Raw genomic sequence first — 18,971 nt, forward strand, 5'->3', positions numbered from 1 at the left:
CCATGGTGGACTTTGACCTGGTGGTGATTGGCTCCGGCCCGGCCGGCGAGTGGGGCGCGGTGCAGGCCGCGATGGCGGGCAAGCGCGTCGCGGTGGTGGAACGGGAGTCGGTGCTGGGCGGCACGGCGGCGAACACCGGCACGCTGCCCTCGAAGACGCTCCGCGAGACGGCGCTGCACCTGTCCGGCCTCAAGGCCCGAGGCCTCTACAGCGTGGAGACCACGCTGCGCCACGAGGCCACCGTCTCCGACTTCCTCTACCGCGAGCGCCGCGTGAAGGGCATGGAGCGCGAGCGCATTGGCCACAACCTCCAGAAGCATGGCGTCCAGGTGTTGCAAGGCGTCGGCTCGTTCGTGGACGCGCACACCGTGCGGGTGTGCCGAAAGGGCGCGGAGGACCTCCTGCTCACCGGCTCCGTCATCCTCGTCGCCACCGGCTCTTCCCCGTACCGGCCTCCGCTGTATCCCTTCGGCGACATCCGCGTGCACGACTCGGACGAGGTGCTGGAGATTGGACGGCTCCCCAGCTCGCTCGTCGTCGTGGGCGGCGGCGTCATCGGCTGCGAGTACGCGTGCATGTTCGCCGCGCTGGGCATCCCCGTGACGCTGGTGGAGGTGAAGCCCGAGGTGCTGCCCTTCCTCGACGACGAAATCTCCGCGCTGCTCGCCCAGCGCATGGAGGCGCTCGGCATCCGCCTGCGCTTCGGCCAGACGGTGGAGAAGGTGGACGTGCCCGCCGCGTGCGAGGTGCCCATCCGCCTGACGCTCTCCTCCGGGGAGGAGGTGGACACCGACCAGGTGCTGGTGGCCTCCGGTCGCTCGGCGAACACCTCGGGCCTGGGGCTACAGGACATCGGCGTGAAGCTGGGCGCTCGCGGACAGGTGGAGGTGGGCCCCAGCTTCCAGACGGCGGTGCCCCACATCTACGCGGTGGGCGACGTCATCGGCTTTCCCGCCCTGGCCTCCACCTCCATGGACCAGGCGCGCATCGCCGTGGAGCACGCCTTCACGCTGGAAGGCCCGCAGGCCCTGGCCACGGTGCTGCCCTACGGCATCTACACCATCCCCGAAGTCTCCATGGCCGGGGAAACGGAAGAGGGGCTGCGCGCGAAGCGGGTGCCCTACGTGGCCGGCCGCGCCGCCTTCGCCACCAACCCGCGCGGGCAGATCATCGGAGAGATGTACGGCCTGTTGAAGCTGCTCTTCCACCGCGAGAGCCTGAAGCTCCTGGGCGTGCACGTCATCGGAGAACAGGCCTCGGAGCTGGTGCACGTGGGGCTGGTGGCGATGCTCACCGGCTCCACCGCGCGGCTGTTCATCGAGACCTGCTTCAACTACCCGACGCTGTCGGAGGCCTACAAGGCGGCCACGTTCGACGCGCTGGACCACCTCAAGCACGGCACCGTCTGAGGCTCAGCGGCGGCGGGGAGGATTCACGCTCCCCACGCTCTTCAGACTGCCCACGGTGAGCCCCGAGGGGCTCGGCGCCGTCTCGTGGACCTCGTCCGCGGAGGACCGGGCCAGCGCGCGCGGCGCGGCCCCGCTGTCCACGACTGTCCCGGCGGCACCGCGAAGCAGCTCCCGGGCGCGCTGCCAGCGGACCTTCTCCTCCGCCATCAACCGCGTCAGCTCCTCGCGAGCGGAGCCCTCCGGAAGCTCGGCCGCGGCGGCGGCGACCTTGTCCAGGAAGGGCAGCAGGTAGCCGAAGTCCTTGTCGAAAGCGCTGGGGTTCGTCGCCACGTCCGTCCTCCTCTGGAGCCGCGCCACCCTAGCCCATTCCCAGCGCCAGGGGCCGTTTCAGCCGTGGTACACGCGCGAGGCGACAATCCGGCCCCCGCGCACCTCCAGCACCTCCGCCACCGGCATGGGCGCCTCGCCGGGCGCATGGCGCAGGTACTCCATGAAGACGCGCTCTCCGTCCGCCGTCAGCGCCGTCTCCTCGTAGCGCAGGCCAGGCAGCCGGGCGATGGCCTCCCTCCACCACTTCCCCAGGGCCGAGCGCCCCACCAGCTGCCCCCCGGTCTCCGGATGCAGCACCCGAATCTTGGGGGACGTGTGGGTGCAGTCCTCGGCGTACAGCGCCACCAGCGCCTCCACGTCGTGGGCGTTGAAGGCGTGCAGCCAGGCTCTGGCCACGGAGAAGTTTTCGCTCGCACTCATGGTTTAGGTACCCTCGGAAGAATTCAGATCGGCCCCTCCGCGCAGCGGGGAGACCGGTCGCCCTGTATATAAGGTGGGCCGAATCTGTAGACAAAGGTGGGAGTATAGGACCCCACCGTCATGCGGATTTGGCTGGAAACCAAGTCCCGTGGGAAGTAAGGGCCCCGCCTGCTCTGTTCCCTCAGGCACTTTCAAGAGAAGAAGGACCGGATCGTGGCCGCCAACGCACCCATCGACAAGATTCGTAACATTGGTATCTCTGCCCACATCGACTCGGGCAAGACGACGCTCTCCGAGCGCATCCTGTTCTATACGGGCAAGATCCATGAGATCCACGAGGTCCGCGGCAAGGACGGCGTGGGCGCGGTCATGGACTCGATGGATCTGGAGCGTGAGAAGGGCATCACCATCCAGTCCGCCGCGACGTACGCGATGTGGGGTGAGTTCAACATCAACCTCATCGACACGCCGGGACACGTGGACTTCACCATCGAGGTGGAGCGCTCCCTGCGCGTTCTCGACGGCGCCATCCTCGTCCTCTGTTCGGTGTCGGGCGTGCAGTCCCAGTCCATCACCGTGGACCGGCAGATGAAGCGCTATCGCGTTCCGCGCATCGCGTTCGTCAACAAGATGGACCGCGCCGGCGCGAACTATGACCGCGTGGCCGCGCAGCTGAAGGAGAAGCTGAACCACCACCCGGTGAAGCTCCAGTACCCCATCGGCGCCGAGGACCGCTTCAAGGGCCTCATCGACCTCATCCAGATGAGGGCGTTCTACTTCGACGGTGAGAACGGTGAGATCGTCCGCGAGGAGGAGATCCCCGCGGACATGCTGGACGAGGCCAAGGTCCGTCGTCAGCAGATGATCGAAGGCGTGGCCGAGGTCGACGACCAGCTCGGTGAGCTGTTCCTGTCCGACGCCGCCATCCCGAACGACATGATCACCGCCGCCGTCCGCCGGGCCACCATCGCCCTGAAGATGACGCCGGTCATGTGCGGCTCCGCCTACAAGAACAAGGGCGTGCAGCTGCTCCTGAACGCGGTCTGCGGTTTCCTCCCGAACCCCAAGGAGGCGACCAACGAGGCGCTGGACCAGAAGAACAACGAGGCGAAGGTCATCCTCGAGTCCGACCCGGAGAAGCCCTTCGTCGGTCTGGCGTTCAAGCTGGAAGACGGCCGCTACGGGCAGCTGACGTACATGCGCATCTACCAGGGCCGCGTCACCAAGGGTGACTTCATCTTCAACCAGGTGAACCAGAAGAAGGTCAAGGTTCCGCGCATCGTCCGGATGAACTCCAACAAGATGGACGACATCAACGACGCGACGGCCGGCGACATCGTCGCGCTGTTCGGCGTCGAGTGCGCCTCCGGCGACACGTTCACCGATGGAACGGTGAACTACACGATGACGTCCATGCACGTCCCGGACGCGGTGATTTCGCTCGCCGTGGCGCCCAAGGACCGCTCCGCCCTGGCCAACTTCTCCAAGGCGCTCAACCGCTTCACCAAGGAAGACCCCACCTTCCGCGTGCACCGCGATGAAGAGTCCGGGCAGACCATCATCCGCGGCATGGGTGAGCTGCACCTGGAGATCTACATCGAGCGCATGAAGCGCGAGTACCAGTGCGAGGTCCAGGCCGGTAAGCCGCAGGTGGCGTACCGCGAGACCATCAGCCAGAAGGGCGAGTTCTTCTACACGCACAAGAAGCAGACCGGCGGCTCCGGTCAGTTCGCGCGCGTGTGCGGCTACATCGAGCCCCTGCCCTCGGACGCGGTGCAGCAGTACGAGTTCGTCGATGACATCGTCGGTGGCTCCATCCCCCGCGAGTTCATCCCCGCGTGCGAGAAGGGCTTCAACGAGGCCATCAAGAAGGGCAGCCTCATCGGCTTCCCCGTCGTCGGGTTGCGCGTGGTCATCAACGACGGCGCGTTCCACGCGGTTGACTCGTCCGAAATGGCGTTCAAGACGGCCGCCATCATGGGCTTCCGCGAGGGCTACGCCGCCGCCAAGCCCATCATCCTCGAGCCGATGATGAAGGTGGAAGTCACGGCGCCCGAGGACTTCCAGGGCTCCGTCGTCGGTCAGCTCAACCAGCGCCGTGGCACCATCCTCTCCACGGAGACGGCCGAGGGCCAGGTGACTGCGGTGGCCGAGGTTCCGCTGAACGCGATGTTCGGCTACTCCACGGACCTTCGCTCGGCGACGCAGGGCAAGGGCGAGTTCACCATGGAGTTCGCCAAGTACACGCCGGTGCCGCGCAACGAGGCCGAGGCCCTGATGGCGCAGTACAAGGAGAAGCTCGCGGCCGAGCAGGCGGCGCGCAAGTAGTCCGCGCCACCGCGACGTCGAGGTTGTAAGGAAGGCGCTCCTCATCAGTGAGGGGCGCCTTTCGCCTTTTCAGGAGTCAGAACACCGTGACGCTGCTTCGTGCCGCCAACGTCCAGCTCAGCTTCGGCAGTCGCACCGTCTTCCAGGGCCTCACCGTCACCATCGAAGAGGGTGAGCGCGTGGGCCTGGTGGGCGTGAATGGCTCCGGCAAGACGTCGCTGATGAAGATCCTCGCGGGCGCGGCGAAGCCCGACACGGGCGAGCTGCAGTTGCGCCGTGGCGCCCGCGTCACCTACCTGCCCCAGGAGCCGGAGTTCGCCGAGGGCGCCACGGTGGCCTCGGAGCTGTCCGTGGCCCAGGGCCCCCTGCGCGAGGCGATGGCCGCCCAGGCGGAGCTCGCGCTGAAGCTGGAGGCCTCTCCCCCGGAGGCCCACGAGAAGCTGATGGAGCAGCTCGCCGTGGTGTCGGACCGCATCGAACAGCTGGGCGGCTGGGACACCGAGCACCACGCCAAGACGCTGCTCGACAGGCTGGGCGTGAAGGACTGGGACCGCCCGGTGGCGCAGCTGTCGGGAGGCCTGCGCAAGCGCGTGGCCATTGCCCGGGCGCTCCTCACGCGGCCGGACATGCTGCTGTTGGACGAGCCCACCAACCACCTGGACGCGGACACGGTGGACTGGCTGGAGGAGGAGCTGGACAAGCTGCCCGGCTCGCTCCTGCTCGTCACGCACGACCGGTACTTCCTGGATGGGCTGGTGGACCGCATCGTCGAAATCCAGCCGGGCGGCGGCGTCACGTCCTATCCGGGCAACTACCAGGCGTACCTGGAGCAGAAGCTGGTGGCGCAGGAGAACGCCGAAGTCTCGCAGCACAAGCGCGAGCGGTGGATTGCCCAGGAAGTCGCGTGGCTGCGCCGGGGCCCCGAGGCGCGGCGCACCAAGAGCAAGTCGCGCATCGACCGGGCACAGAAGCTGATGGCGGAGAAGGGCTTCCAGCGCCCCAAGGTCGCCGACCTGCGTGTGATTGCCGCGCCCCGGCTGGGCCACACCGTCATCGAGTCGGAGGGGCTCCAGAAGTCCTTCGGTGAGCGCAAGGTGCTGCAGGGCGTGGACTTCCGGCTCCAGCGCGGCGAGCGCGTGGGCCTCGTCGGCCCCAACGGCGTGGGCAAGACGACCTTCCTGCGCGTCATCCTGGGGGAGCTGCCTCCGGACGGCGGCAAGCTCGTCATCGGGAAGAACACCAAGGTCGCGTACTACGACCAGAACCGGGCGCAGTTGGACCCGGAGATGACGGTGTACGACGCGGCCTCGCAGGGCGAGGACTGGGTGGACCTGGGCGACCAGAAGGTCGCGCTGCGCGACTACCTGGACGACCTGCTCTTCCCCGTGCCCATGCAGCGGATGAAGGTGAAGGCGCTGTCGGGCGGCGAGCGCAACCGGCTGCTCCTGGCGCGCCTGTTCCTGGAGGGCGCCAACGTGCTGGTGCTGGACGAGCCCACCAACGATTTGGACATCGTCACGCTCAACGTGCTGGAGCGGCTGCTGCTGGACTTCGGTGGCAGCACGCTGCTCGTCACGCACGACCGGTACTTCCTCGACAAGGTGGCCACCAGCATCGTGACGTTCGACGGCAACGGCCGCGTCACGCGCTACGAGGGCAACTACGCGATGTACCGGCGGCTGAAGGAGCAGTCGGATGCCATGGCCGCGAAGGGCGCGCCGAAGAAGGACGAGCCCGCCCCCGTCGCCCCCCTTCCCGCGGCGAAGCCGGAGGCGCGCAAGGCGGTCAAGCTCTCCTACAAGGACCAGCGCGAGCTGGACGGTATGGAAGCCACCATCGAAGTGGCCGAGAAGCGCAAGGCGGAGCTGGAGGTCCAGCTCGCCGACCCGACCATCTACAGCAAGAGCGGCAAGGTGGCGGAGGTGCAGAAGGAGCTCGACGGCGCCATCGCCGACATCGACCGCCTCTACGCGCGCTGGCAGGTCCTCCAGGACCTCGCGGCCGGCTCGGCCTAGCCGCTCCATTCCATGCGCGGCCGGAATTGCCGGCACGCGAAGTTTGCCATTCAATCCAGGGGCTCTCGCGGAGCCATCCCTTCCCTCCAGGGAGTCCCCTGACATGTCTTTCATTTCGTCCCGCCCGGTGCGCCGGGTGCTGTCACCGCTGTGTCTGTTGCTGGCGTGGGGCTGTCATTCGGAGGAGGCGAGCCTGGAATCCGCGCCGCCCGCCCTGGCCACATCCCGCGCCGCCGTGGAGGAGGCACCGCCGGAGAGCCTTCCCTCGGACTTCCTCCAGGACATCCAGCTGGCGCTGCCCGAAGGACAGTCCGTCCTGGTGCACCATCCGGAGTACCTGTCGTCGAGCTTCGACCCCAACGTGCGCGTCGTCGCGGAGTCGGATGTCTGGGTGACCTTCGTGTCGGAGGCCGCGACGTTCCTGAACGCCTTCGGCTACTTCACCTATCCGGAGAGCAGCCCGCCCACCACGACGGTGGGCCTGCAGAAGCACCTCGTCTTCGGCAACGCCTCCGCCTGGGGCTCCGGGGGCACGCTGTCACCGGGTGACCGCATGCGCCTGGGACGCTTTCCCGCGGGCACCCGGATTGGCTTCTTCCTCGTCTCCAACGGCTGGGATTGGGGCCAGGTCGACTACGGCCGGACGACCTACTACTCGGTGGATGCGCTGAATCCGGAGCCCCTCGCGTCGCAGCGCCGGCACCTCGTCTCGCTCTACCACCCGGGCGCGCAGCGGCGCGTGCTGGCCTTCGAGGACTTCGACCGCGCCCACGAGCAGGCCAACAACAACTTCTCCGACCTCATCGTCTCCGTCACCAGCAACCCCGCGACGGGCACGGACCCTTCGGGCCCGAGCATCCCCGACAAGCCCTGCCCCGAGTCCCCCACCGCCGCGCCCGCCTCGTGCCGACTGCTGCACCAGTACTGCCCCGCCCTGCCCAGCGGCGTGTACGCGCTGAACCCCTGTGACACCGGCGCCACGCAGCACTACTGCGACATGAGTTCGGAGGGAGGCGGGTGGACCGTCGCCGGCTGGCAGGCGGCCTCGGCCAGGACGAGCCTGGGGCTCACCTCGCGCGGCACGGTGGGAAGCGAGGACTGGTCTCGCGGACTCGCGTGCGTTCCCTTCACCGAGATTCGCGTCTTCAACCGCACCTTTGGCGAGGGCTTCGTCCAGGCCTACCCGGCCCAGACGTGGAACCACACCGCGGTCAACATGGCCATCGGCACACCGGGCATCGCCTTCAAGCAGGGCACCTACGGCCCGGCCAGCTCGGAAATCATGATGGGCTGCGTGGGCTTCAGCTGGCGAGGCGGCGTCTACCTCGAGATTGCCTGCGACAATGACCACGAGGGCCGGGCAAGAGGGCACCTGGCGGACTACGCGGGCGAGTACTGCGCGGGAGGGCGGCTCGACTCCACCTGGGCCTGGAGCGACGGCACCACCTGCCGCTACCGGAGCACGCCCTACACCTGGGGCTTCGCCATCCGCTGACAGGCGGGGGGCCCACGCAGACCTCGCGCGTGGGCCCGTCCCTCCACTCAGTCGTACTTGAGCGCGATGATGGGGTCCACGCGCGAGGCCCTCAGGGCCGGCAGCCCCGTGGCGACGAGTCCCACGGCGAGCAGCACCAGCGGCGCGGTGACGAAGGCCCACGGGTCCAGCGCGCTGACACCGTGCACCATCCCCGAGACCACCCGCGTCAGGCCCAGCGCGCCCACGAAGCCCAGCGCCACGCCGGCGCCCACCGAGCCCAGGCCCTGGAGGAACACCAGTCGCACCACCTCGCCGCGCGTGGCCCCCAGCGCCAGCCTCACGCCCATCTCCCGCGTGCGCTGACTCACCAGATAGGACAGCACCCCGTAGATGCCCACCGCGGCCAGCCCGAGCGCCAGCGCCGCCATCAATCCCAGCAGCACCATGTTGAAGCGCTCGGAGCCCAGCGTGCGCGTCACGTGGTCTCCCAGCTTCAGTGACTCCGTCACCGGCTGCCGCGCGTCCACCGCCCACAGCTCGCGTTGCACGGACGCCACCAGCGCCGCGTGCCCTCCGGAGGCTCGCACCAGGAGGTTCTGCGGCAGCATGCGCACCAGCATCCCGTTGAGCGTCGGGGCCACCTGCCCCGAGGCCACGTACAACACCGCGGGCGATTCCCGGTCCAACCCGTTCTCGCGCACGTCTCGAACCACGCCCACGATGACGCGCGGCACGGTGTCCTGCAGCGACGGCACCGTGTAGGCCACACGCAAGCTCTTGCCGATGACGTCCTCGCCCGGCCAGTACTTGCGCGCGGCCGTCTCGTTGATGACCACGACGTGGGGAGCCCCCGCCACGTCCGTGTCCGCAAGCAACCGGCCTCGCACCAGCTCCAGCCCCAGGGCACCGAAGTACCCCGGCGACACGGGCCGATACTGGCCAAACCCCACGCCAGGGCCGTCCAGGCGGCCCTCGAACTTGCCGTCGATGGCGAAGCCCATGCTGGGCCCCAGCTCCATCGGCAGGGCGGGCGTGAAGCCAACCGCCGTCACGCCCGGCAGCGCCCGCACCCGCTCCTCCACCTGACGGTGGAAGCGCTCCAGGGCTTCCCGCTCGCCATAGCGCCCCTCCGGAAGCGACAGGCGAAGCACGTGCACGTCGCTCGCATCGAAGCCGGGGCGGACGACCTGGAGCGCGCCAAAGCCCCGGATGAGCAGCGCGGCCCCCGTGAGCAACACCACCGCGAGCGCCACCTGCCCCACCACCAGCAGCTTGCGCGTCCTGCCGCCCCCAGGCCCCGACGTCGCCCGCTGCGCCCCTTGCCTCAGCGCATCCTGGAGGTCCGGCCGCGACGCCTGCCACGCGGGCAACAGCCCGAAGAGCACTCCCGTCAGCAGCGACACGCCCACGGAGAACACCAGCACCACGCCATTCAAGCCCACCGCCGCGCCCGGCACGGACAGCTCCGGGGGCGCCAGGGCCAGGAGCGCGGGCAGCACCGCCGAGGCCAGCAGCACGCCCAGTCCACCGCCGACCACGGACAACAACAGGCTCTCCGTCATGAGCTGCCCCACCAGCCGCCGGGCCGGAGCCCCCAGCGCCGCGCGCACCACCAGCTCCCGCTGTCGCGCCGCCGCCCTCGCCAGTTGGAGGTTGGCCAGGTTCACACACGCGATGAGCAACACCAGTCCCACCGCTCCCAGCAGCACCCAGAGCGCCAGCCGCAGGTCTCCCGCCAGGAACGTCCGCAGGTCCTCTGCGACGAACATCTCCCGCCCACGCAGCAGGTGCGGCGTGTCCGCGCGCAGCCGCTCGGACAGCGTCTTCAGGGCCGCGCTGACGCCCTCCGGCGACAGCCCCGCGCGCACCCTGCCAACGACGTAGAGGAAGTTGGAGTCATCGGTGTTCGTCAGGTCCAGTTGGAGCGGTGTCCACAGCTGCGCCTGCCGAGGATGCTGGAAGGACTCCGCCGCCACGCCCACCACCGTGTAGGGCTGGTCGTTGAGCGTGAACGAGCGGCCGATGATGTCGGGAGCACCTCCGAAGCGCCGCTGCCACAACCCATGGCTGAGCACCACCACCCGAGGCCCGCCCACCACGTCCTCTTCCGGCAGGAAGCCGCGCCCCAGCGCGGGCCGCACGCCAAACGTCTCGAAGAAGTTCCCCGTCACCCGCATGCCGGACAGACGCTCCGGGAGCCCATCCCCCATGACGTTGAAGCCCGTGGGCAGCAGCTCCGACGCGGCGACCTGGGAGAAGGGCGAGCCCTCCGTCGACAGCCAGACGTATTGCGCGATGGCCTGCGAGGTCGCCCGCCCGTCCTCATCCTGGCGAAACACCTGCACCAGCTGCTCGGGCTCCGGGTACGGCAGCGGCCGCAGCAACACTCCGTGAACCACGCTGAAGATGGCCGTGTTCGCCCCGATGGCCAGGGCGAGCGTGAGAACGGAGACAACGGTGAAGCCCCGGCTCTTGAGCAACAGCCGGACGGCGTAGCGGAGATCCTCGAGGAGGATGGCCACGAAAAGGCTCCTGGTGGGGGACATGGACCCTACGCGGCGCCCCCGTCAGCCATTGCACCGGGTGTCTGTTTTCCCACGCGTGGGACAAGGCAATGACTTCACGGCAAGCCAGGGAGAATCCGGATGAGACTTCCGTCAAGCCGTTCCATGGGGCGACGCCTCGATACTTTCCGGAGAGGGGTGACTTGGAGGTCCACTTGCGCGCCCCCCTCCGCCATGCGAGTGCTTCGCGTTTGGGGTCCTCTGTTCGAGTGAGCTGCCATTTCAATGACTGCTGAAGGAGTCGTCGTGTCGTTCCGGCCCGCGGTTGCGTTGCTGTCGGCGCTGTTCTCTGTCGTCCTGGCCCTGCCCGCCTCCGCGCAGTCGGCCGCTCTGCCCACCTTCAACCTGCAACGGTTGGAGCTGGACCCGGCAGGCCTCGGCTCGCTCGTTGTCAGCACTGGCCGCACGCTGCCCGCGGGCATGGTGCGAGTGGCCGTACAAGGGCACTACGAGCAGCTCCCCTTCCACTTCCAGACGCGCTGGGAGCCGGGCGGCGGCATGGGCCTGGTGGAGAACAAGTTCACCATGGACGTGACGGCCGCCATCGGCGTGCTGGACTGGCTCCAGGTGGACGCGGAGGTGCCCTTCATCGTCACCCAGGGCGGCACCACCTTCATGAACGTGAACCCGCCGGAGGGTCAGGGACTGGGCTCGCCGTGGCTGGGCGCTCGCGCCGCGCTGGTGCGTCCGGACTTCGGCTTCCAGCTCGCCGTGGACGTCTCCGCCGCCCTGCCGGTGGGAAGCAAGGAGCTGCTGGCGCGCGACACCTACGCGGTGCACCCCAGCCTCCAGCTCGGCTTCCTCGCGGAGACGTGGCAGGTGGGCGCCGAGGTGGGCGTCTTCCTGCGCGAGAAGAAGAACCTGGTGGCGCTGTCCGCCGAGTCCGCGGACGTCATCGGCAACGAGCTGCGGCTGGCCGGCACGGTGACGTCGCGCGCCGGAGAGCTGACGCGCGGAGAGGTGAGCCTGCTGCTCGGCGTGCCGCTCCAGGGAGGCCGCACGGGCGCGGAGCTGATGGTGGCCATCCGCCGCCACACCACGTCCTGGATGGACCTCTACGTCATGGGCGGCCCGGGTGTCGGCGCGGGCCTGGACACGCCCACGTTCCGCTTCCTCGCCGGGGCTTCGTTCTCCACCGGCCGGGTGGACTGACGGCGAGTCGTGAGGGCGCCTCGCTCTCCCCTGTTGGGGATTCGATGCGAGGCGCCGCTGCTGCCTACTTGGGCATCACTCCGAAGGCCTTCGCCATCGCGATGCCGATGCCCAACAGGCTCTCTCCCGCGATGAAGCCCGAGGACACGGGCAGCACGGTCTCCTCCGCGAGCTTCGGCGCCTTGCGACGCATCACCTCGGCGATGGCGGAGCCCAGGAAGAAGGCGATGGAGCTGGAGCCGGGGATGACGATGGCCAGCCCGAAGCCCGCGGGTGACGGCACGTAGCCCTTCAGCTTCGCCGGCGCCCACCGCTCCAGCAGGACGAGGACGATGCCGAGCGTTCCGCCACACAGGGCGCCCCAGCGCGCGGTGACGGGCATCGCCGACACGCCCGTGGCGAGCAGCTTCGACACGCCGGCCCACACCATGGTGGCGGGCGCGGGGAACTCGGCCGAACCAAGCACGTCCGGGCTGGGGATGAGGATGTTGAACACCGGCACCACCACCGCCGCGCCAGCCACCACGCCGAACAACTGCGCGACGAACTGCTGGCGAGGGTTGGCGCCCAGAAGCCACCCGGACTTGAGGTCCGTCAGCAGGTCCGCCGCGTGGAGCCCCACGCCACCGGTGGCGTTGGCGCTCATCACGTTGGCGGGGATGTTGCCCGGCGCCAGGCCTCCGAAGATGAGCTGCGTGACGGGCCCCAGCGCCTTCGTCGGCGTGGTGTCCGTCTCACCCGTGACGCGGCTGGCGATGACGCCCATGACGACGGCCAACGGCATGGCCAGCACGCCCGCCCACCACGGAATCTGGAAGAGGTAGGCCATCAGGAAGATGGCGATGGGGCCCAGCACCGCGAAGCCCAGGGGGAACCAGGACGGAGGACACTCGATGCCCGCCAGCGGGTCCGCTTCCTCCTCCTTGGAGCTCTTGCGACCGAACAGGCCCGACAGCGCCTTGAAGGAGCGCGCCACGCTGCGCCACTGGAAGGCGAAGGCCAACAGGCCCGAGGACACCAGCACCGCCGAGCCCGTCCACACCATCCACGTGTTGATGGCCCGGTACGTCACTTCTGGAATGGCACCCTGGGTGACCATGGCGGGCGCGAGGAAGCCGTACGTCAGCACCGCGCCCAGCAGCATGGACCAGCCCGTGCGGAAGCTCACCAGCGCGCCGGCGCCCACCAGCAGCAGGCTGAAGTCGAACGACAGCGTCCACGCGGAGGCCTTCTTGCCCAGGATGGTGAACGGCATGCTCACCTTGTCCGGGATGTTGGTGAGCCACGTGAAGCGCGCGTCACGGAGCAGCACCAGCAGGGCGCCGATGAAGCCCGCGCCCGCCAGGAGCTTGGACTTGCGGCGGGCCACCTCGCCATGGCCGTGCAGGGCGCGGATGGTCTCCGCGGTGGCCGTGCCGGTGGGGAACGGCAGCGCCTCGATGTTGATGAGCTGGCGCTTGATGGGGATGGCCGCGAAGACGCCCAGCGCGGAGATGACGGCGAACCACACCACCAGCCAGCCCGACGGAGGCAGCGCTCCGGTGAGCATCAGCAGCGCGGGGACGGCGGCCATGTTGCCACCGCCCGTCATGTAGCCAGCGGCCGACGCCACCGAGCCCATGGCGTTGTTCTCCAGCGCCGTGAAGTCGTTCTTCAACAGCCTGAGCGAGCGCAGCGTGCCGAACACCGCGAAGGCCAGGATGCACGCCGTAATCGTGACGCCCAGGCTCCAGCCCGTCTTGAGGATGACGTACAGGTTGGACAGGCACATCACCGCGCCAATCAACATGCCCGCGATGACGGCGCGCACGGTGAGCTGGCGCGAGCCCCCCTGGTAGACATTCTTCAGCCAGTACAGCTCCGGGTCCTGCGTCGCGGAAGCACCCGGCTCGCCTGCGTGCGGGTCGGTGGGCTGGAGGCGAAGCCCACTGGGGCTCGGAGTCTGTTGAGGGGGGGACTGGCTCATTGGGGCGGCAAAGATAGTGCACGCCCCTTCCCCGACGAAGCATTCACTCCGGCAGGCAAGCGAAAGGGGCGAGGCATTCCTGCCCCGCCCCTCCGTGTCGCCGCACGGCGTCACGCCCCCCCGAGGTCAGGCGTGGTCGTGCCCACCGGCCCCGTGGTCGTGCCCACCGGCCCCGTGGACGTGGCCATGGGAGAGCTCTTCCGAGGACGCCTGGCGGATGTCCTTCACCGTGACGTCGAAGTGGAGCGTCTTGCCGGCGAGCGGGTGGTTCAGGTCGATGACGATGTCGTCGCCCCGCACTTCCTGGATGCGCAGCGGGATGTCGCCCTGCTCCGTCTGGGCCATCAGCGTCTGGCCGGGCTGCGGGTTGAAGCCCGGGGGCAACATGGAGCGCGGGACGACGCGCACGCCCTCGGGGTCATGCTCGCCGTACCCCTGGGCGGGCTGCACCACCACCTGCTTGCTGTCGCCCTGCCCCAGGCCCTCCAGGGCGCCCTCCAGGCCCGGGACGATTTGGCGATGCCCGTGCAGGTAGGCGAGCGGCTGATCCGGCGCGCTCTGGTCGATGACCTGTCCGTCACCGAGGTGCAGCCGGTACTCCAGCGAGACAATCGAATCCTTGGTGACCCTCATGCGGGCTCCTATGTCGGGTGAGGCGGTGAGACGGTTATCGGTGGGAAGGATGGGGACGGTTTATGCCCGGCGTCAGGAGGCAGTGGGGCCTGTCGCTCGCTCGACGTCCGTGCGGGCAGGCGGTTCCCCGCGCGCCACGTACACGGCGGCGGCCAGGTCCCCGGTGACGTTGAGCGTGGTGCGGCACATGTCCAGGAAGCGGTCCACGCCGAGGACGAGCCCCAGGCCCTCCACCGGAATCTTGAACATGCCCAGAATCATCGCGATGACCGGGATGGAGCCCGCGGGCACGCCGGCGGTGCCGATGCCGGCCAGGATGCAGATGAACATGATGAGCGCCTGCTGTTGTAGGTCCAGGGGCACGCCGTACACCTGCGCGAGGAAGAGCACGGTGACGCCCTCGAAGAGCGCGGTGCCGTTCTGGTTCATCGCCGAGCCGGCGGTCAGCACGAAGCGCGACACGTTGGGCGGAAGCTTGAGGTTCTCCTCGGCGACCTTGAGCGCGGTGGGCAGCGTGGCGCTGGAGGAGGACGTGGAGAAGGCGGTGACGATGGCCAGGCGGCTGTCGCGGAAGAACTCGATGGGGTTGCGCCCGCCGAGGAAGCGCACCGACAGCGAGTAGACGATGAACATGTGGATGGCGAGCGCGAGCAGCACCGTGCCCACGTACGCGGCGAGCTGCCCGAGGATGCCCAGGCCCAGCTTCGCCGTCATGGCGAACAGCAGCGCGGCCACGCCGAAGGGCGCCAGCTTCAACACCCCGTCGATGAGCTTCATCATCACGTCGTAGAGGCCTTGGATGGTGTCGCGCAGGTGCCGCACGGGCTCGCCGGGGGTGAGGGCCACGCCCAGTCCGAAGATGAGCGAGAAGACGATGAGGCCAATCATGTCTCCGTCGGCCGCGGCCTTCAGGGGGTTGGTGGGCACCATGGACATCAGCACCGCGCCGAAGGACGTGTCGGACGGGGGCGGCGCCGCCTTGATCTGCGTGCCGCTCCGAGCGAGCGCGAGGGCCTCTTCGCTGAGGCCCACGCCGGGCTTGATGAGGTTGACGAGCACCAGGCCGATGAGGACGGAGATGGTGGACAGAACGACGGTGTAGCCCAGCGTGCGGACGCCCAGGCGGCCCACCTGCTTCAGGTCGAGCTCCGCGACGCCCATGACGAGCGCGGCGAAGAGCAGCGGCACCACGAGCATGAGCAGCAGGCGGATGAAGATCTGCCCCACGGGGGACGCCACATTGGTGACGGTCCAGTCCAGCCAGGGGGCACCGCCGGCGAGCGCGTTGGCGGCGAGTCCCGCCACCGTGCCGGTGACGATGCCGATGAGCATCTTGTGGTGAGCCTTCATCGAGCAGTCTCTCCGCGTGCCTCCGGCAGGAGGGCAATGGGGCGCGCAGCCTACCGGCAAAGGAAGGTGGCGCCCACCCTTCGCATGGGACAAAGCTGCGGTCTCTCGTGGAAACCCTCGTCCAGCTCACTGAAGGCGCCGTGTCCCCTCCCCTCTTCCGGCGCCTGTTGCGGCGGCTGGGCGTGCTCGGCCGCGAGCGACTGAAGGACACCTACCAGACGACGTTCTGGTACGACTTCGGGCCGCCGACCAACGTGGTGGAGGACGTCATCTCCAGCTTGCGGCCCCAGGTCGCCGGGAAGCGGCGCATCGCCGGGGTGGAGTGGTGGCTGTCGAGGATGTACCCGACGGACGTGCGCGTGGACTTCCACCAGGACCGGGACGAGAAGCTCGCGCTGCGCACGGGGAAGCTGGTGCATCCGCGCATCAGCAGCGTGTTGTTCCTCAACCGGGTGCGCGGCGGGGCGCTGGTGGTGACGCGAGAGAAGCCGGACGAGGCGAATCCGTCGCTCGCGCCCTCGCGCATGGACACCGCGGACCTGGTGACGCCGCGCCCCAACCGGCTGGTGCTGTTCGACGGCACGCTGACGCACGGGGTGCTGGACGCGGAGAACCAGATTCCGGAGGGGAAGCTGCCGGGGCGCTCGCGGCTGAGGCGCACGCTGGTGATGAACTGGTGGGGACACCGGCCCACGGACGTGCCGCGCTGGTCGGAGACGCGGCTCTACCGGGCGCTGGGAGGCTGAGGGAAGGCGGCGGCCGTCTCGCGCAGACGGTGGGTGACTCGTTCGACCCACTCGGGCTCGATTTCCAGGCACGCGGGCTGGCGGCCCAGACGCAGGGCGGCGGCGGGCATCGAGCCACTTCCGGCGAAGGGGTCCAGCACGGTGTCGCCGGGGCGGCTGTACGTGCGCACGAGCGGCTCGACGACGGAGAAGGGCTTGTGGTGGGGGTGGCTGCCCCAGCGCGCGGCGTCGCCGTCATCGTCATAGCCGCCGACGACGGCCCAGACGGTGGGCATGTCACCGGGGGCGAGCACGGGCTCGGGGGTGCGGGCGATGACGAGGGCCACCTCGTAGACGCGCAGGGTCTGCTCGTTGGCGTTCTTGTCGGTGGTGCGCTTGCCCCAGGTGAATTCGCCGCGCAGGTGGGGATAGCCCAGGGCCCTGGCGGCGGTGACGATGGGCTCCTTGCCGAGCAGGTTGGTCCAGATGACGAGGGGGGCGTCCGGGGTGAGGTGGGCCAGGGCGCGGGAGAGCCAGGCCTCGGAGAAGGCGCGGTAGTCGCGCACGGTCTCGAAGCGGACGATGGGGTTCTGGTCGATCTTCTTGTGGGCGCGTGGGTCTCTCAGGTCGCCGCCCTTGCGACGCCGGGTGAGCAGGCAATAGGGCGGGTCGGTGAGCAGGAGCGAGGCGCGGCGGTCGCCCAGGGCGGCGCGGTAGCCCTCGGGCTCGCGAGAGTCGGCGCGGATGCAGCGGAGGGCGTCGGAAGGGAGCGGGGAAGTCATCGTCCGGGACGGCACCCTACACGGAGGGCAGCGAGGCTCAAGGCCCGACGTGGGGGCCCCGCCTCCAGGTAGCATGCGAAGCCGGTACGGGAGGGGTCTCCGAATGCTGCGTCCGGGTACGACGGTCCCATGGCTGCTCCTCATGCTGGGATGCGGAGCCTCCGGGCCAGCCAGGCAGGGACGGTCCGGCACCTATGCCCAGGCCCTCGACTCGGCGACGTCCGCCTGCGAGCAGAACCCCGCCTACTGCGCCGCGACGGCGGGGCAGGAGCGCATCGTTCCGCTCGCCGTACGGGCCGCGCAGGTATCCGCGGCGGGTAAATCGTGGATGGAAATCGAGACTCTCGTCGAGACAGGGATCCGCGAACGCCTCATCGACTGCGCGAGGAGGGCTGACGCCGAGGTGAACCGCGAGGAGTTTGGAGGGCGGAGCCCGACCCGTGCCGACTGTGAAAAGGTCGTGGGCGGGACGAAGGAGAATCCCGTCACGGGCGCGATGATGCTGGGACGCAAGAAGCACGCACTCGCGCTCGACTGTGCCGAAGCAGCTCTCGGACAGAGCCTTCCCGCCCGCTTCCTGCGTGAGCAGCGCTACCGGAGAGGGACTCGTTCCCAAGAGCCGGAGCTGGTCACCCATCAAAAAGAACTGGACCTCCTGCGCGCGGGTGCGAGCAAGGCCCTGGAAGGAACGGTGGTGCCCGACCTCATCCTCCACACAGGCAACCCGGTTCAGGTCCAGCGGGTCTACGATTTCAAGTTCCCCTGCCCCGACACCAATCCCCCCGCATGGAGACAGTCGCCGCCAGGCAATCCACTCCGGGCCCGGCACCAGGGCGACGCGTACCGAATGACGTTTGGTACGACTCCCGTACTGGTGACGCCCAGAGGCATGTTCCCATGAGCGAGCACTTCCCTCACCTTCGCATTGAGTCGGACGAGCAGGGCTACCTCGTCCTCCGCGACGGACTCACCTTCTGCTTCTATTTCCACCGCGCTCATGAAGGGCTCGGGCCCGCCATCCTTCAAGCGCTGGAGCGCTTCCAACGAGCACTGCCCCCACAGACGCTGACCCTCCAGCCCGACTCGGAAGGATATTGGAGGACCCTGAAGCCCTCGGACTGGGAGCACATCCAGCGCAGCCTTCTTCAGGACGAATGGCCCCAGGTCACCCTCATCAGTGATTCCAAGGGCGTTCCCGAGTTCTCCTTCAGTTACTCAGGAGTCCCGATGGACGTCACCACGAGAGGTGATTCCATCGGTCGGTCCTGCGTCGCTACCTTCAGCCTGCCAACGGAGTATCTCGAACAGCAGGGTCCCGAGAGTGTCCGTGAGCTGGCGTTGGAAATCGCCGCGTCGCTCCCGTTCACCTCCGGCTACGCGAGCCTCTGCTTCAACGCCCTGATGGACCTCATTGGTGTTCGCCAACGCGTGCGTGAGCTGGCTTTCAGCTATCCCGGTATGGAGATCATCGACGACTCCGTCAGCCAGGACATCGGCTCGCGGGTACGCGGGGCACACTGGCTGACGTTCTTGGGACAACCTCTGCTGAGCGCGCTCGGAGGTGCAAGCAAACTCCGCGCGCGACTTTCGACATCTGGAACCCAGGTACTGGAGTTGGATGGCGAGCGTGCCGTCGTCTCCCTGGGAACGTGGCCCGAGGCGGGGGACTCGACACGAGGTGCGACACTACCGGCCTATCGCGAACTCGCCCGCATCCTGGAGCCGTGGCTCTACCACCGCGACTCGGACACGCTCTACGACCCAGACTTCCCACCCGAGGAGCAGCTTCGATGGGAGCGCCGCTTCCTCGACTGAGAATG

15 protein-coding genes are annotated in these 18,971 nt (G+C 68.6%); 8 read left to right on the top strand and 7 right to left on the bottom strand.

Annotated elements, in window-relative coordinates; genetic code table 11:
- The first annotated feature begins 2 nt into the window (after positions 1 to 2).
- Positions 3 to 1,409, top strand: coding sequence for a Si-specific NAD(P)(+) transhydrogenase (gene sthA, locus HUA74_RS29525; RefSeq protein WP_141645972.1), 1,407 nt, complete (start codon positions 3 to 5; stop codon positions 1,407 to 1,409).
- 3 nt (positions 1,410 to 1,412) lie between these two features.
- Here sthA and HUA74_RS29530 read toward each other — a convergent pair whose 3' ends face one another.
- Together HUA74_RS29530 and HUA74_RS29535 are read right to left on the bottom strand one after the other, a co-directional pair.
- Positions 1,413 to 1,739 carry a hypothetical protein gene (locus HUA74_RS29530; RefSeq protein WP_141645973.1) on the bottom strand — a complete coding sequence of 109 codons (327 nt, stop codon included), beginning with the start codon at positions 1,737 to 1,739 and terminating at the stop codon, positions 1,413 to 1,415.
- Between the two features lie 57 nt (positions 1,740 to 1,796).
- A complete protein-coding gene (locus tag HUA74_RS29535) occupies positions 1,797 to 2,159 on the bottom strand; it encodes a nuclear transport factor 2 family protein (protein ID WP_174457211.1) in 363 nt (120 codons plus the stop codon).
- Between the two features lie 213 nt (positions 2,160 to 2,372).
- Between HUA74_RS29535 and fusA the strand changes: the two genes are divergently transcribed.
- The 3 genes from fusA to HUA74_RS29550 all read left to right on the top strand — a co-directional run bounded on the left by fusA (position 2,373) and on the right by HUA74_RS29550 (position 7,997).
- A complete protein-coding gene (gene fusA / locus HUA74_RS29540; protein ID WP_174457212.1) occupies positions 2,373 to 4,487 on the top strand; it encodes an elongation factor G in 2,115 nt (704 codons plus the stop codon).
- 86 nt (positions 4,488 to 4,573) lie between these two features.
- Positions 4,574 to 6,502, top strand: a complete 1,929-nt coding sequence (locus HUA74_RS29545) for an ABC-F family ATP-binding cassette domain-containing protein (RefSeq protein WP_174457213.1) — start codon at positions 4,574 to 4,576, stop codon at positions 6,500 to 6,502.
- Positions 6,503 to 6,605: 103 nt separating this feature from the next.
- Complete coding sequence (locus tag HUA74_RS29550; RefSeq protein ID WP_174457214.1) at positions 6,606 to 7,997, top strand: fibrinogen-like YCDxxxxGGGW domain-containing protein; 1,392 nt, start codon at positions 6,606 to 6,608, stop codon at positions 7,995 to 7,997.
- Positions 7,998 to 8,044: 47 nt separating this feature from the next.
- On the opposite strand, the gene HUA74_RS29555 is transcribed toward HUA74_RS29550, so the two are convergent.
- Positions 8,045 to 10,501: an ABC transporter permease gene (locus HUA74_RS29555; protein ID WP_174457215.1), complete on the bottom strand. Its 2,457-nt coding sequence runs from the start codon at positions 10,499 to 10,501 to the stop codon at positions 8,045 to 8,047.
- Positions 10,502 to 10,789: 288 nt separating this feature from the next.
- Here HUA74_RS29555 and HUA74_RS29560 point away from each other — a divergent pair, with 288 nt between their 5' ends.
- Entirely contained in the window at positions 10,790 to 11,695 is a 906-nt protein-coding gene (locus HUA74_RS29560) for a flagellar motor protein MotB (RefSeq protein ID WP_174457216.1), read from the top strand.
- 64 nt (positions 11,696 to 11,759) lie between these two features.
- On the opposite strand, the gene HUA74_RS29565 is transcribed toward HUA74_RS29560, so the two are convergent.
- The 3 genes from HUA74_RS29565 to HUA74_RS29575 form a co-directional block, all read right to left on the bottom strand.
- On the bottom strand, positions 11,760 to 13,661 hold the full coding sequence (locus HUA74_RS29565) for an OPT family oligopeptide transporter (RefSeq protein WP_174457217.1): 1,902 nt from the start codon (positions 13,659 to 13,661) through the stop codon (positions 11,760 to 11,762).
- A gap of 126 nt (positions 13,662 to 13,787) precedes the next feature.
- Complete coding sequence (locus HUA74_RS29570) at positions 13,788 to 14,294, bottom strand: peptidylprolyl isomerase (protein ID WP_141647585.1); 507 nt, start codon at positions 14,292 to 14,294, stop codon at positions 13,788 to 13,790.
- A 72-nt stretch (positions 14,295 to 14,366) separates the two neighbouring features.
- The gene (locus HUA74_RS29575; protein WP_174457218.1) at positions 14,367 to 15,644 is read right to left on the bottom strand and encodes a dicarboxylate/amino acid:cation symporter; all 1,278 of its coding nucleotides are present in this window, start codon (positions 15,642 to 15,644) and stop codon (positions 14,367 to 14,369) included.
- A gap of 107 nt (positions 15,645 to 15,751) precedes the next feature.
- Between HUA74_RS29575 and HUA74_RS29580 the strand changes: the two genes are divergently transcribed.
- Complete coding sequence (locus HUA74_RS29580) at positions 15,752 to 16,390, top strand: 2OG-Fe(II) oxygenase (protein ID WP_141647583.1); 639 nt, start codon at positions 15,752 to 15,754, stop codon at positions 16,388 to 16,390.
- On the opposite strand, the gene HUA74_RS29585 is transcribed toward HUA74_RS29580, so the two are convergent.
- A complete protein-coding gene (locus HUA74_RS29585) occupies positions 16,369 to 17,151 on the bottom strand; it encodes a DNA methyltransferase (protein WP_174457219.1) in 783 nt (260 codons plus the stop codon). The genes HUA74_RS29580 and HUA74_RS29585 overlap by 22 nt on opposite strands.
- A 103-nt stretch (positions 17,152 to 17,254) precedes the next feature.
- Here HUA74_RS29585 and HUA74_RS29590 point away from each other — a divergent pair, with 103 nt between their 5' ends.
- Both HUA74_RS29590 and HUA74_RS29595 read left to right on the top strand, forming a co-directional pair.
- Positions 17,255 to 18,052: a hypothetical protein gene (locus tag HUA74_RS29590; RefSeq protein ID WP_174457220.1), complete on the top strand. Its 798-nt coding sequence runs from the start codon at positions 17,255 to 17,257 to the stop codon at positions 18,050 to 18,052.
- Positions 18,049 to 18,966: a type VI immunity family protein gene (locus HUA74_RS29595; protein ID WP_174457221.1), complete on the top strand. Its 918-nt coding sequence runs from the start codon at positions 18,049 to 18,051 to the stop codon at positions 18,964 to 18,966. The genes HUA74_RS29590 and HUA74_RS29595 overlap by 4 nt, the downstream gene beginning before the upstream one ends.
- Positions 18,967 to 18,971: the final 5 nt, after the last annotated feature.

Source organism: Myxococcus sp. CA051A (genome assembly GCF_013336705.1).
In the GTDB taxonomy this organism is placed as follows: domain Bacteria; phylum Myxococcota; class Myxococcia; order Myxococcales; family Myxococcaceae; genus Myxococcus; species Myxococcus llanfairpwllgwyngyllgogerychwyrndrobwllllantysiliogogogochensis.